Genomic DNA, 14904 nt, shown 5'->3' with positions numbered 1-14904 from the left:
TTGACTTTTCCCTGAAACTGTCGTAAAGTTTAGTATATCAATATGGAGGTGTTTAGATTGAGTAACAATATTACATTTGGAGGAAATCCATTAACATTAATAGGTAATGAGATCAAAGTAGGGAAAAAAGCACCAAATTTTACGGCTTTAAAAACAGATTTATCCCCATTTAGTTTGGAAGAATTAAAGGGAAAAGTAGTTGTAATTTCAGTTATGCCGTCAGTAGATACACCGGTATGCGAATTGCAGACAATCAGATTTAATACAGAAGCTTATGAGCATGGAAATATTAATGTAATTACTATTTCGGCAGATCTGCCATTTGCTTTAGGGAAATTTTGTGCAAATAAAGGTGTAGATTCGGCAATAACCCTTTCAGATCATAAAGAGTTAGATTTTGGAATGAAATATGGATTTGTTTTGGAGGAGTTAAGACTTTTATCCAGAGGTATCGTGGTTATAGACAGGGATGGGATTGTAAAACATGTAGAATATGTACAAGAAATTACAAATCATCCTAACTATGACAAAGCAATAGATATAGCTAAAGAATTAGTATAAAAAATGACTGAAATAAATTAAAAATGGAGATTCTCTCCATTTTTTTTTGGATTAAAGGAAAAGAATGATAAGATGGTAAGTATAAAGTAATAGTTTGCCGTTAAGCAAGGGGGAGAAAAATATGAAAAAAAGAGGATTTACGATAATAGAATTATTGATAGTGATTGCTCTCATTGGAATCTTGATAGGAATTGGAAGTTTTTCCATAAAAAAACAAGCTGAATCCAGAGGTATGTTAAGGGTGCAGAATGAAATCGGAGATTTTTTTAGGGTAGCAGCCAAGAGATCTCTAGAGACAGGAAAGAAATATGGTGTTGACTTTGATTTAGTTGGAAAAAAGATAGAGTTTTATAGGGAAGAAGATGAAAATGGAAAGTGGAAAGATGATGGAACGAGACGTACAATAGAAATATTGAAACTACCTAATGTATTTGAATATGGTATAAAAAATAGTGGGACATATCCAACAGAATTTAAAACTAATATAACAAGTAGTGGTAATATTGGTAATAATTTTACTTTGTATATTACAAAATCAAATTCTAATTCTGGGATTCAAGGAGTTGAGGAGGTAAAGTATGCTATAAGTTTTTATAATGGAGATACTCATGTGAAGTATTTGCATATAAAAGAATATATAGTTACAACATCTTTTAAAGTAAATGAAATAAATACCTCTCCTAGTGCTAATAGTAATTTAGAAGTCATTAAAAATCAATAAAGGTTAAAATAACACTGTGGATGAAAAAAATGGTTGATGCACATAAAAAAAAACGTCTGTACCCCTTGATATATATAGAATTTTAATATTTTAAAATGTATTTTTAGAAAACGTTGCAATATATAATAACAAGTGTTATTATATAATAAGCAATTTTTAGGAGGATTTATTATGAAAATAGGAAATTTAGAAATAGAAGTACCAATTATCCAGGGTGGAATGGGGATTAGAGCATCGATGTCAAGATTAGCAGGAGCTGTGGCAAGAGAAGGTGGAATAGGCTTAATTGCAGGTTCAGCTATCGGAATGGATGAGTTAAAAAGTGAAATTATAAAAGCAAAAGAATATATGGGAGAGAAAGCAGGAGCTATCGGAGTAAATGTAATGGTTGCTGTAAGTAATTTTGAAGAGGCAGTAAATGCATCTATCGATGCAGGAGCAGAATTAATTGTCTGCGGTGCTGGATTTTCTAAAGGGATATTTAAAATAGGGAAGGAAAGAAATGTACCAATATTTCCAATTGTATCATCTGTAAAGGCTGCTAAATTATCAGAAAGATTAGGAGCTACTGCTGTTGTTGTTGAAGGTGGAAATGCAGGTGGACATCTAGGAACTGATCTTGATTCTTGGGATATCGTAAAGGAAATAGTAGAAGCTATAAACATTCCTGTTTTTGGAGCCGGAGGAGTAATAGAACCTGAAGATGCAAAAAGAATGCTGGACCTGGGAGCTGTAGGAGTACAGATGGGTACAAGATTTATAGCTACTACAGAGTGTGAAGTTAGTGATGAATTTAAAGAGATGTATGTAAATACAAAAAAAGGTGATGTAGTACAGGTTCAATCATGTGCCGGATTACCTGCCAATGCGATAGTGAGTCCTTTTGTAGACAGGTTGAAGGCTGGAACACAGGAAAGAGCTGAAAAATGTGTTCAATGTTTAAAGAAATGTGATTATTCATTCTGTGTAAATGAAAAATTAGTTGCAGGACATGAGGGCGATTATGAAGGTGGAATTTATTTCGCCGGTAAAGATGTATGGAAGATAAAAGATATAATCTCTGTTAAAGAGGTATTTGAAAGATTCAGACCAGTGTTTGAAGGAAGATAAAATAGTTATTTAAAAAGCAGATCCTCTATGAACTAAATGTTCATAGGATCTGCTTTTTGTTTATCTATTATTTGGGTTTTTTCAGTGAAAAAATTCCAATTTTTAGTTGTCTTAATGAACCACCCTACCATGAAGGTTCCTTTGAATAAAGTAGTAATAGTTATAGCCCACCAAACACCATTTAATCCTAATAGTCCATCTTGGGAAAGAAACAATGCCAGGGGGATTCTTACAATGTTAAAAAAAGTGGTGATATAAAATGGAGGTTTGGTTTTTCCTAAACCATTAAAAGCTCCGGCAGTTAATATCTCAATACACATAAATAGCTGGGAATAGGATAGGATTTTTAGATATTCGACACCATTTTTGACACTCTCTTCCTCCTGAATAAAGATCCTGAATATTCTTTCAGCACCGAAATAGAAAAGAAAACTTGTTAAAACTCCTACTGTAGCCATAATAATCATGGATATCTTATATCCCTTTAATATTCTCTTTGGCTGGTCTGCACCATAGTTTTGCCCGATAAAGGCAGATAGAGCTACCTGGAAACCTATGGCAGTCATCCATGACAGAGACTCTACCTGAGATCCTACTTTTTGAACTGCTATTGCCATAGGTCCCCAAAAGGCGATAATTCTGGCTATTATCATGGAAAGGCCGGTAAATAAACCACTCTGTAATCCTACGGGAATTCCTAAAGCAGCAATATCTCGAACAATTTTTATTTTTGGAAGCTCCGATATACCTTTTAATGAAACCTGGGTTTTAAATTTTTTAATATAGATAAAAAATGACAATGTAACTGATCCTTGTGCTATAACGGTAGCGATGGCAGCACCGCTTACCCCCATAGGAGGGAATCCCATCATCCCAAATATAAGGATAGGGTCTAAGATCATATTGATTACTAAGCCTATGGCATTCATATAAAAAGGTGTTTTGGTGTCTCCATAACCTGTGAAAATTGCTGTAAGGACAGGATTGGTAAAGTTAAATATCATTCCAATACCTATAATGACCAGGTATTTTTTAGCCATATCGATAACTGTCAGATCACCTAGTCTGAAAAAACCAATGAGAGAGTCCTTGAAGACAATCATAGTTAGCCCATAAATAATGGCTAAAATTATATTTAACTGGATAGCATTCACAGTATAGCTCTGGGCTAATTTTAGTTTTTTGCCACCAATAGATTGGGCTATCTTAACTTGAGCTCCTACCTGGGAGATGCTTATAAAAGCAAAACTCAGCCAGAGGAAAAAACCAGCACTTCCTATGGCAGCTACAGCGCCACTACCCATCTTTCCTATCCATATCATATCTATTAAGTTATAGGCCATCTGTAAAAAAGATGTTCCCATAACTGGGAGTGCCATCTTTAAGAGAGAACGTGTAATACTTCCCTCTGTCATATTTATCTTCATATTTTTCTCCTTCTAAATTTTCTTTTTATTTTGATTATACATTGTACAGTATTTGATCTTAATTTACTATTTTTTTGTTAATAATTAGAAAAAACTTTAATTCTAAGGAAAAACAAAGAAAGTTATTGACTTTACATTGCACATATTCTATACTTAATGTAAGGTTATTTAACATTTGTGATAAAAAAAACAATATTTAGGAGGGAGAAAAGATGGCAAAAAAAAAATTTCAGATGCCTACAGCTTATACTATATTATTTAGTATAATAATTGCAGTGGCAGTATTTACATGGATAGTTCCAGCGGGAGAATATGCTTATGTAGAAGGGACAAAACAACCAATTCCTGGGACATATAAGGTGGTAGAGTCAAATCCTCAAGCACTCTGGGAAGTAATAAATGCTCCTATAAAGGGATTCTATGAAGCGAAAGATATTGCATTATTTGTATTAGTAATCGGAGGATTCTTAGGGATAGTAATGAAAACAGGTGCTATCGATGCAGGAATTGGACAGGTTATTAAAAAGTTAAAGGGTAGGGAAAAGATAATGATACCCATCCTAATGACAATATTTGCAGCAGGAGGAACCTCATTTGGTATGGCAGAGGAAACAATAGCTTTCTATCCACTGTTGATCCCTGTTTTTATCGGGGCGGGATATGATGCCTTGACAGCAGTAGGAGTAATCATGTTAGGAGCAGGAACAGGAGTGCTGTGCTCTACAGTAAATCCATTTGCTACAGGAATAGCTTCTGGATTCGCTGAGATCTCTATCGGAGATGGATTGGGATTAAGGTTATTAATGATGGTAGTTTTACTTGGTTTTGCTATATTTTATGTTATGAGATATGCTAAAAAGGTAAAGGATGATCCTACAAAATCATTGGTATACGATCTGAAAAAAGAAAATGAACATCATTTCTTAGGGGGAGATGAGCAGGAAACTCCAGAATTAACAGGGAAAAGATCGTTGATCCTCTGGATATTTGGTGGGACTTTTATAATAATGATCTTAGGAGTAATCCCATGGGCTTATAAGTTCAATATCACAATATTTGAAGATATGAACAGCTTTATTATCAACCTACCTGTAATTGGAAGTATCTTAGGTGGAATGGTTCCCCTTGGTGACTGGTGGTTTGGAGAGATGACTGTATTATTCATGGTTTCATCTGTGTTAATTGGAAAAATATATGGAATGGAAGAAAAAGAGATTGTATCTGTATTTGTAAATGGTGCCAGAGACCTGTTAGGAGTAGCACTTATTGTAGGAATTTCTAGAGGAATAACTATAGTAATGAATGCCGGTGGGATGACAAATACCGTATTATATTGGGGAGAGCAGGCATTAACTGGTGTAGGATCTACAGCATTTGCTATAATCTCATACTTATTCTATCTGCCTATGTCGTTCTTGATTCCTTCAACTTCTGGATTAGCTACACTATCTATGCCTATCATGGCTCCATTAGGTGAATTTTCAGGGCTGGCAAAGAATGTTGTAGTTACCGGGTATCAATCTGCGTCAGGAGTATTAAACTTACTTACTCCTACATCTGCAGTAGTAATGGGTGGACTGGCAATAGGAAGAGTATCATATACAAAGTGGCTGAAATTTGTAATGCCTCTATTTATAGCATTTATAGTAATGACTATGGCACTATTAGCTTTAGGTTCAATGATGTAAATAAACAAAAGCGATTAAGTCTTAGGATTTTTTCGCTTTTTTTATCGATAAGAAGTTAAGGCAAAAAATGTTAATTATAAATGACATTGATCTATCAAAAGAAATTAAGTTATGATAAGGGGGAGAAGATGATAAAGTTATTAAAAAATGCAGAGGTGTATACTCCGGAATATATCGGTAAAAAAGATATTTTAATTGCAGGAAGCAAAATAGCAAAAATAGAGGGTTCTATAGATATAGATGAAAATTTGGCTACGATAATTGATTTAAAAGGAAAGAAAATAGTTCCAGGATTTATCGATTCCCATGTACACATATGTGGCGGGGGAGGAGAGGGAAGTTTTAAATCCAGAACCCCTGAAATTCAGTTAACAGATATGACTACTGCCGGAGTTACTACAGTAATAGGTGTATTGGGGACAGATGGGACTACAAGAACTATGACCAATTTAATAGCCAAGGCAAAGGGGCTTAAAGAAGAGGGAGTATCTGCATTTGTACTTACAGGATCTTATGAAATACCTGTGAGAACTCTTACGGGAAAGGTCACAGATGATATCATCTTGATAGAGGAAGTAATTGGCTGTGGAGAGTTAGCAGTGGCAGACCACAGGTCTTCTCATCCTACATCAGATGAACTGCTGAGAGTGGCATCTGATACAAGATTAGGAGGGATCCTATCTGGAAAGGCTGGAATCATAGGAGTACATATGGGAGATAGTCATGAAGTTACAGACCTGCTTTTAGAGGCTATTGATAAAGGTGCACTGCCGATTAAACAATTTGTGCCTACCCATATGAATAGAAACCCATACCTGTTTGAGGCAGCATTAAAATATGGTAAAAGAGGGGGTAACTTAGATTTCACGACTTCTACAACACCAGAATTCTTAGCCGATGGAGAGGTGAAGTGCGGAAAAGCCACTAAACTGTGTATGGAGGCAGGGATCGACATTTCTCAGATTACCTATACATCTGACGGGCAGGGAAGTCTGCCTGAATATGATGCAGAGGGAAATTTTAAGGGGGTTAAGCTAGGAAAGTGTGAAACCCTGTATGAAGCTGTAAAGGAAGGGATGGAAGAGGAGAATTTAAAATTAGAAGATATAATAAAGGTTATTACTTCTAATCCTGCAACGACATTTAAATTAAAGGGAAAAGGGTTTATAGAGGAAGGTTTTGATGCAGATCTGGTTATCTTGGATGAAAATTTAGATATAGATGGTGTACTGGCTTTAGGAAGGGTAATGGTAGAAAATAAGGTTGCTATAGTTAAGGGAACTTTCGAAAAACAATAAAGCAACATAATCTTAGATCCATATATACATAATCTGAGATTTTATAATTTTCTGGAGAATAAAAAGAAAAGAGTTTTTGCCTTGGCAAAAACTCTTTTCTTTTTATTCTGTTATAAGACTATATAGTAGCTCTATTTCCTCTTTCCATATAGTTTGATCTATTGTTTCTAAAGTAATCGGCATATTGTCAAATCTAGGATCATTCATAAATCTTTTAAAGAAATCCATTCCTAACATCCCGTTTCCAATACTTTCATGTCTGTCTTTTTTACAGGCTAATCCATACATAGAATCGTTTAGGTGGATTCCCTTTAGATATTTAAATCCAATCAGGTTTTCAAATTCTTCGAATGTCTTTTTATATCCCTCTTCAGTAGCTAAGTCATACCCATAGTCAAATGTATGGCAGGTATCAAGCAAGACTCCTATACGATCTTTATTTTCTACTCTATCTATAATTCCTTTTAACTCCTCAAAGTCTCCGCCTATTGTATTTCCTTTACCAGCTGTATTTTCAAGAACTACAGTGATGTACTCTGTAGCTTTAATAGCTTCATTGATTCCACGAGCTATAAGATCGTAGCCTTCCTCCAGTGAAATCAATCCCAGATGGCTTCCACAGTGGAGATTCACATATTTTAATCCTAATTGTTCCCCTCTTTTTAGTTCATCGATCAGGGCATCCAATGATTTTTGCCATTTTTCAGGATCAGAATTAGCTAAATTTATAAGATATCCAGCATGAGGCATGATATAATCGATGTTAAAATTATATTTTTTTATCTCATCCTTAAATTTATTTATTACCTTATCGTCATAATCTTTAGCAACCCATCTTTTTTGATTTTTTAAGAACATTGCAAAGGCGGTACCGCCGATGTCATAGGCATTTTTAGGGGCATTAAAAACTCCTCCGCTAACACTAACGTGTGCTCCTAAATGTTTAGTTTTTTTGGTTGATTTATTCATAATTTCCTCCAACTTCTATTTTTGTAATCATTATAACATAATAATTAATCAAAAGAAAGTAATTGAGCTCTCTAAAGAAAGATAAAAAAAGGTTAAAATTAATTCTAACCTTTTTAAATAATATTTAAAAGTAATTATTTCGACAATACCTCTAATAAATTTTTCTGTACTATTTTTTCTCTATCCATATTGGAGAAGACCAAGCTATTTCACCATTTTTTTGATGTATTTTCACCATAAAAAAGTCTTTATTACTTTTTAATAGATTTGTTTCATATGTATATTCTTTTTTATATGCTTCTTCTATAAATCCTTGATTTATCTTAAATTTATAAGCATTATGCCAAAATGGATCCGATCTATAGTATTCACTTATTCCCCATGTATCAAAAGTTAATTCTCTAGCTTCCTCCATTAACCCATTAAGAATACTTCCTTCTAGTATTTCTGAAACACTATATTCATATTTTTTTCTATCTACCATAAATGTTATTTTTGAATTAATATCAGTTTCTACTTCAAAAATAAATCCTTCTGTTTGTATGCCAGAACTTCCCATCCACTTTCCAGTTTGAGTAGTTTTTCTAGTAGTTAACTCAAAAGAACAATTATTTTTATTACTAGATAATATCTTTTGTCCTGGGCTGGTCCATAATTTTTCTACTGAAATAATTTCCCCATCTGTTTCTACCTTCCCATTCCAAATTTTTGTAGTTAAATTTGGATAAACTCTTAAATCTGGTCCCCAACCAAATTCAAGCTTAAATTTAAATTTTACTTTATTTGGTAATTTTTTTTCTTCCCAAGTTCCATTATGAACATATGTATGCTCTATAATTCCGTTTCTAATAAATTCTATTCGATCTATAGCATTTCCACATTCAACTTCAACTTTATTTTGATAGCCTTCTTTACTCTCCTCTACCACACTTCCCATTGGATTCCCATTTATTTCATAATATAACTTCGTTTTACTACCTGTTACACCATAAACCCTCCTATTAAGAAAAGCATCAAAAATTGCCTCTTTAGAATACTCTTTAGCATAGCACGCCATCAATCCATGCCCATACATAGCCGGAACTACATGATTGTCTCCTGAAGCTATAACTCCTACAAGAGCTCCTTTTTTTAATCCTGACATTACATCATTCCCTGATGTTCTAGGTCCCATATGAACATGCCTTCCCATATGAATATTAGTAATATCGCTTTCTGAACTTCCATGAGAGGAATATATTTCTACAAATGGAGAATAATCGTTATTATGAGTTTCCCAATTTTTCCCTCTATTTCCTGAAGAGTATGCTAGGTGATGAGGAATCGCTATAGATTTCCCTAATGGAATTTTTTCTATTAACTCTTTATACCTCATTGGAGCATGTAAATTCTCATTATTTTCTAAATAAAATACATTATGATCTCCATCTAATCCTGCTCCCTGCCACTCATATCCCATAAATAATAAATGGTCTTTTGTGGATTTTTCATTTACAAATTTTCTTAATTTTTCCCAATCGGAATCTCTAGTACACTTCTTGTGTATATCTTCTAAACCTAATCCTGAACTGTCCTTTCTCATATAAAATGGATAATAAGCAATTGGCCAAAAATCTGTCATCTCCTTAGAAAAGTTATACCATTTATCTATTTCTTTTAATTGCTCAGAATGTATATTCGCATGTAAATCACACCACAATAACTTCATCTTCTCACTCCTATATTTTATTTATTCTTTCTTTAATTTTATTAGCTACTCTTTCAGCTTTTGCACCCAAAATTACTTGAACACTCATTTGCCCAGGTTTTATAACTCCTTTAGACCCTAATTTTTTTAGTAATTCAAGATTTATAATATTTCTATTTACCATATCTAATCTCAATCGTGTTATACAAGAATCTACAGTTATAAAATTTTCTATCCCACCTAAAGCTAAGATAAAATTATCTATTTCCTCATCTACCGATATTAATTTTTCAGATTTTTTTAATGTAACCTCTTCTCTTCCCAACGTTTGATAATTAAACTTTTTTATAATATAAGTAAAAGAAACATAATATAACAGGAAAAATCCTAAGCCTACAGGGAGCAATAAAAGTGGCTTTGTCGCTAATCCAAAATTTAATATGTAGTCTATAAATCCAGCAGAAAATCCAAATCCATGAAGTATACCTAAAGAATTTGTAATCACATAAGCCAATCCCATATATACAGCGTGTAATATAAATAATAATGGTGCAGAAAACATAAACAAAAATTCAATAGGTTCTGTTATACCTGTAAAAAATGTAGTTAAAGTAACGCTTATTAATACTCCTAATATAATTTTTTTATTCTCTTTTTTTGCACATTTATACATTGCAAGAGCTGCCCCTGGAAGTCCAAACATCATTACAACGTATGCTCCAGTCATATATATTCCCGCTGTAGGATCCCCTGCAAAAAATCTTACTTGATCGCCAATAAAGACTTCTCCTGCTGAATTTGTATATTCTCCAAACAAAAATCTAACTATAGAATTAAGCACATGGTGTAAACCTAAAGGAATTAATAATCTTTGTAAAACTCCATATATAAATAAACCTATTTCTCCTGATTTTATCATCCACATTCCTAGTGTATCTATTCCTTTTTGAATTAATGGGAAACCATAACCTAGTATTCCAGAAGCTATTATACTTACTAAAGCTGACATGATTTGAACAAATCTTCGACCACCAAAAAAACCTAACCATTCTGGAAGTTTAGTATTTTCAAATTTATTGTATATATTTCCAGCTATTATTCCAGCTATTATTCCAGAAAGTACTCCCATTTTTATACTATCATTTATTGACTTAGATCCTGCCTCTATTATAAAGAAACTTATTGCTCCTGCTAAACCTGCTGCTCCATGATTACCTTTAGCTATTCCAAAAGCTATTCCAATTGCAAACAATAAACTCAAGTTTGAAAATATCGAACCTCCTGCCGCTTTTATAAATGGAACATCTAATAAATCGGCTGATCCAAACCTAAGTAATATAGCGGCTACTGGCAATACCGCTATTGGTAACATAAGAGATTTCCCTAAAAGTTGTAACTTTGAAAACACATTTTTACTCATTTTCTTTCCCCCTTTTCAATTTTATTTCAACCTTGAAATAATTATTATGTTATTATATATATATTTTATTTTTTTAGATTTGTCAATTTTTTTTATTACTAGTCAAATTTAAATTTATAGTTTATACTCTATAACAACAGATCTATTATTATTCAATCTATATTTAAATTAGGTGGTATTATGAAATTAAAATTAAATTCACTCAAAAAAATAAATAGAGGGCTCATTCTCTCTCAGCTTTATAAAAAAAACTTAACTAGAGTAGAATTACAAAAATGTACAGGGATCTCTGCTGGAAGTGTTTCTAGTATTGTAAAAGAACTCATTAATAGCAAAGTAATTTTAGAAAGTGAAATAGTAAGTTCTAATAAACTTGGTAGAAAAGGAGTTTACCTTTTATTAAATCCAGAATATAAATTTATAATAGGAATTAAAATAAAAAGAGGAAGTCTTATTGCAACTCTAAATGATTTGAATGGTAAAATTTTTAAAGAAATAGTTTTGGAAATAGAGGATAAAAATATTGATACACTAGTAACTTTGATAAATAAAATTTATCTTAAATTTTCAAAAGACAAATCCATAATAGGCTTAGGAATTGTTTTACCAGCTCAAGTTAATCCAGTTACTAAAACAATTAATTACTCATCATTTTATCAATGGAAAGATATTCCACTTGAAAATTTGCTCAAGAATAAAATAAATGTTCCTATTTTTATCGAAAACGATGTTAGAGCTATGACTCTTGCCGAAAAAGATATTTTCAATCGTGAATTAAAAAATATTCTTTTTATCAATATAGATAATGGAATTTCTACTGGTATTTGTATAAATAACGAACTTTTTTTAGGTGATAATTTTATAGCCGGGCAAATTGGTCATTCTTATGTAAAGAATAACAATATTTTATGTAAATGCGGGAAATACGGATGTCTTGAAACTGTTATTGCTAATCCATATTTATTAAAAAAATATAAAGAAAACTCCAGGCAAAATGATGAAAACATTACTTTTGACACTTTTTTAACTGAAATTAATAACGGTAATGAAATTGCCTTGAATATTTTAGAAGAGGCCACTTTTTCTTTAGCAATTGTCTTAGGAAATCTTCTAAACACATTTAACATCTCAAACGTTATAATAGGTGGAGATATTAGTAAAAATAAAAAACTTTTTTTCCAATTATTAACAAAAAATCTTTCTAAAATTTGTCTCCCTATTATTTTTAAAAACCTTAATTTGAGTAAATCCAAATTAAATCATAAAAATAATACTATAGGTGCAGTTACAATAGTTTCTCATAACTTTTTTAAAGGAAATATTATCTAAAATACATTGTGGTGAGTTGTTGATAAAACAATTCACCTATTTTTTTTAATATTCTGAAATTAAAAATATTCAAAATTAATTTATAACGACAATTGTCACCCCAAAAGAAAAAGTTAAATGATAAAATAACTAACGGTATAAATTCAATAACCTATAATAGGGTGTAAAAATAGTTATAAATATTAACTAACAAAAAGATTTAGATTTTAAATAAATTAAAATAGGAAATGAAAAAATTAATAATGATACTTTCTTTAACTCTTTTTTTAACTCAAATGGTGATTTAAAATACACTAAATTTGGGTTGAATAAAAGTTCAAAATATTTAGATAAAAAAGGTATTTATTTTTTCTGTGTAAATGATGAATTGAAATATATTGGAAGATGTAGAGATAATTTTAAAAAGAGAATTAATAGAGTTTATTTCATAAATTAAGAACTTTGAGAAAAAAAAGAGTAGATGCTATATTCATTCATCTGCTCTTTTTTGATTGTTTTTAGTTTTTAGAGTCTAAAACTATAATATTAGGGGAAAAGTCCTGAAAATGAAGATTTACAACGTTAAGAAAAAAGCTCTTCTTTGAGACAAGCCTCAAGGGACATTTCAACCCCTTTTTATTAAATACATCTTAGAATTACAATATAAAACTTATTTTTTTATTAATTTGATTTCCCAGTATTATATAGTATTATCTATACTAGATCAAATATAATAGGGGGGAGAAAAATGAGAGTGAAAATGTTAATATTGTTAGTCCTGACAAGTTTAGGGTTAATTGGGTGTGGAGGTAGCGGAGAAAAGAAACCTGTAGAAAGATCTCTAGTTGTTGCTTCAGGTAACTTTAATGGAGATTTCTATGAAGGATGGACAAATACTGTAGATGATAACAATATTAGAAAATTAGTTTGGGGGTCAGGTTTATATGCAGCTACTCCAACTGGTGAAAGAGTTTTATCACCAATGGTTGAAAGCTTAGTTAAATCTAAATCTAATGAAAAGGATATTGAAGAGATTTGGACATTTAAGATCAAAGAAGGGTTAAAGTTCTCTAATGGTCAACCACTCACTGCAAAAGATGTTAAGTTCACATATGATTTCTTTATGAATAATGAAGCACTTAATGCAACTGGTGCAACTAGCACACTTAGTCAGTTCGTAGATAGGATAGAGTTTGATGAAGAAAATAATTCTGTTTCTTACTATATTAAAGATGTTCTTTACATTATAGATGGATATTTTATGTATAATACACTTAGTAAGGATATAATAGAAGCAGGAGCCAAAAAGGATAATATAACACCTCAACAATGGGTTAAAGCAAATATCAATACACCTGTTGGTAACGGTCCTTATATGATCTCTGAATATGTTCCTTCACAATATGTTAAGCTTGTTATCAACCCTTATTACATAGGAAACTATGAAGGTGATAAACCAAGTATAAAAACTATTATAATGCAGAATGTTCCTGAAGAAACAAAAATGAATCAGTTAGTAGCTGGAGAAATAGATGTGATCTCTGGAGTAACTTCAGAAGAAGACATAAATACTGTTAAGTCTGATCCACATTTAGCTACTAATACTTATTTAAGACATGGTGGCGGACAACTTACATTCCATACAGACTTTGGTCCTGTTCAATTATTAGAAGTAAGAGAAGCATTTTCTTATATGCTAGATAGAATTAAGTTCAGACAAATACTTATAGGTGATTATGCTATCGAAACTAATGCACCATACTCTAGAAACATGTGGATGATGTATGATGATGATGAAAAACTAGGAACACCTAGTAGATTTGAAGCGACTCTTAAGAGTTATGATATTGTAGATGCAGATGGTAACTGGGATGAACAAGCTAACTTAAAAGAAGCAAGAAGGTTATTAGATCAGGCTGCTAAGAAAACAGATGGAGCTTATGTACATTTAACTAAGGTAGGAGATAAATACTTATGGAGAAATAAGCCATTAGAGCTTACTTTTGGAATGACACCTTTTTGGGTAGACCCAGTAAACCTTACATTGACTAAGAAGATTCAGGAAGAGTTTGGTATGTTAATTAATATTGAAGCTATAGATTGGTCTATCTTATCAAAGCATTTATACAGTAGTGCTCCAGCAAGTGAAAGAAGATATCATTTATTCGCAGGAAGTACTTCATATGCAATTAAAACAGACTATAGTGCAAGTAAAGCAGATAGAATCTTACCATTTGGTCAAGGAGTTACAAGTAATACTAGTAGATATCCTATATCAGATGATTTATTAGATAGAATGAGATATGCAGATCCATCAAGTGAAGAAGGAAAGATCCGATATAAGAAAGCATTTAGAGAGTATATGAAAGTTATGAATACAGAAATACCACAAGTACCATTATATACAAATATCTATTATGATGCTTATCCAAGTGATCTAGTGGACTTTGAAACTAGTCCTTTATGGAGGATGCCAGAAGCAATAGTTAAGGCTAAATTTAAGTAAACTAATTCGGTGCTCATTGAGTGCCGTTTTTTATTTAAATACAGTTAGTCTTTTTAAGGAAAACAAAATAAACTGTACCCTTTGTCAAGGACACTTTAAAAAAAGGTACAGTTAGGCTATTGATAAAAGATGATTCCTGTATTGCACGGGAGTCATCTTTTATTGTTGAAAGGTAACCTCTTTTCCCTTTCCCGTAAGTTAAGTAAGAA

11 protein-coding genes are annotated in these 14904 nt (G+C 32.0%); 7 read left to right on the top strand and 4 right to left on the bottom strand.

Translation table 11 applies throughout. The features are described 5' to 3' along the window. Window positions 1-42: 42 nt before the first annotated feature. From tpx to NRK67_14350, 3 genes are all read left to right on the top strand, one after another. Entirely contained in the window at window positions 43-561 is a 519-nt protein-coding gene (gene tpx, locus NRK67_14360; GenBank protein ID UUV18457.1) for a thiol peroxidase, read from the top strand. A 121-nt stretch (window positions 562-682) separates the two neighbouring features. Continuing rightward, complete coding sequence (locus NRK67_14355) at window positions 683-1282, top strand: prepilin-type N-terminal cleavage/methylation domain-containing protein (protein UUV18456.1); 600 nt, start codon at window positions 683-685, stop codon at window positions 1280-1282. A 168-nt stretch (window positions 1283-1450) separates the two neighbouring features. Next, window positions 1451-2392 (top strand): nitronate monooxygenase, encoded by a 942-nt coding sequence (locus tag NRK67_14350; protein ID UUV19948.1) that lies wholly within the window; start codon window positions 1451-1453, stop codon window positions 2390-2392. Between the two features lie 32 nt (window positions 2393-2424). Here the strand turns inward: NRK67_14350 and NRK67_14345 are convergent, their stop codons facing one another. Beyond that, the gene (locus NRK67_14345; GenBank protein ID UUV18455.1) at window positions 2425-3819 is read right to left on the bottom strand and encodes an MATE family efflux transporter; all 1395 of its coding nucleotides are present in this window, start codon (window positions 3817-3819) and stop codon (window positions 2425-2427) included. A gap of 212 nt (window positions 3820-4031) precedes the next feature. Here NRK67_14345 and NRK67_14340 point away from each other — a divergent pair, with 212 nt between their 5' ends. Together NRK67_14340 and iadA are read left to right on the top strand one after the other, a co-directional pair. Next, window positions 4032-5507, top strand: a complete 1476-nt coding sequence (locus NRK67_14340) for a YfcC family protein (protein UUV18454.1) — start codon at window positions 4032-4034, stop codon at window positions 5505-5507. A 128-nt stretch (window positions 5508-5635) separates the two neighbouring features. Next, window positions 5636-6805, top strand: a complete 1170-nt coding sequence (gene iadA, locus NRK67_14335; protein UUV18453.1) for a beta-aspartyl-peptidase — start codon at window positions 5636-5638, stop codon at window positions 6803-6805. A gap of 102 nt (window positions 6806-6907) precedes the next feature. Here the strand turns inward: iadA and nfo are convergent, their stop codons facing one another. The 3 genes from nfo to NRK67_14320 form a co-directional block, all read right to left on the bottom strand. Next, window positions 6908-7774: a deoxyribonuclease IV gene (gene nfo / locus NRK67_14330; protein ID UUV18452.1), complete on the bottom strand. Its 867-nt coding sequence runs from the start codon at window positions 7772-7774 to the stop codon at window positions 6908-6910. A gap of 169 nt (window positions 7775-7943) precedes the next feature. Continuing rightward, window positions 7944-9482: a DUF3604 domain-containing protein gene (locus tag NRK67_14325; GenBank protein UUV18451.1), complete on the bottom strand. Its 1539-nt coding sequence runs from the start codon at window positions 9480-9482 to the stop codon at window positions 7944-7946. 10 nt (window positions 9483-9492) lie between these two features. Next, window positions 9493-10881: a PTS transporter subunit EIIC gene (locus NRK67_14320; GenBank protein UUV18450.1), complete on the bottom strand. Its 1389-nt coding sequence runs from the start codon at window positions 10879-10881 to the stop codon at window positions 9493-9495. A gap of 180 nt (window positions 10882-11061) precedes the next feature. Between NRK67_14320 and NRK67_14315 the strand changes: the two genes are divergently transcribed. Both NRK67_14315 and NRK67_14310 read left to right on the top strand, forming a co-directional pair. Beyond that, the gene (locus NRK67_14315) at window positions 11062-12210 is read left to right on the top strand and encodes an ROK family transcriptional regulator (protein ID UUV18449.1); all 1149 of its coding nucleotides are present in this window, start codon (window positions 11062-11064) and stop codon (window positions 12208-12210) included. 727 nt (window positions 12211-12937) lie between these two features. Continuing rightward, window positions 12938-14695: an ABC transporter substrate-binding protein gene (locus tag NRK67_14310; GenBank protein UUV18448.1), complete on the top strand. Its 1758-nt coding sequence runs from the start codon at window positions 12938-12940 to the stop codon at window positions 14693-14695. Window positions 14696-14904 lie beyond the last annotated feature (209 nt).

It is taken from the genome of Fusobacteria bacterium ZRK30, from assembly GCA_024628785.1.
Lineage (GTDB): Bacteria > Fusobacteriota > Fusobacteriia > Fusobacteriales > Fusobacteriaceae > Psychrilyobacter.
Note: the sequence above shows the minus strand (reverse complement) of the source record. Positions and strands in the feature narration are given on the sequence as shown.

Excerpts from the sequence above, each read along its gene's own strand:
- NRK67_14340 (UUV18454.1), top strand. The coding sequence starts at position 4,032 with ATGGCAAAAAAAAAATTTCAGATGCCTACAGCTTATACTATATTATTT.
- NRK67_14310 (UUV18448.1), top strand. The coding sequence starts at position 12,938 with ATGAGAGTGAAAATGTTAATATTGTTAGTCCTGACAAGTTTAGGGTTA.
- NRK67_14315 (UUV18449.1), top strand. The coding sequence starts at position 11,062 with ATGAAATTAAAATTAAATTCACTCAAAAAAATAAATAGAGGGCTCATT.
- NRK67_14345 (UUV18455.1), bottom strand. The coding sequence starts at position 3,819 with ATGAAGATAAATATGACAGAGGGAAGTATTACACGTTCTCTCTTAAAG.
- iadA (UUV18453.1), top strand. The coding sequence starts at position 5,636 with ATGATAAAGTTATTAAAAAATGCAGAGGTGTATACTCCGGAATATATC.
- NRK67_14325 (UUV18451.1), bottom strand. The coding sequence starts at position 9,482 with ATGAAGTTATTGTGGTGTGATTTACATGCGAATATACATTCTGAGCAA.
- NRK67_14320 (UUV18450.1), bottom strand. The coding sequence starts at position 10,881 with ATGAGTAAAAATGTGTTTTCAAAGTTACAACTTTTAGGGAAATCTCTT.
- nfo (UUV18452.1), bottom strand. The coding sequence starts at position 7,774 with ATGAATAAATCAACCAAAAAAACTAAACATTTAGGAGCACACGTTAGT.
- tpx (UUV18457.1), top strand. The coding sequence starts at position 43 with ATGGAGGTGTTTAGATTGAGTAACAATATTACATTTGGAGGAAATCCA.
- NRK67_14355 (UUV18456.1), top strand. The coding sequence starts at position 683 with ATGAAAAAAAGAGGATTTACGATAATAGAATTATTGATAGTGATTGCT.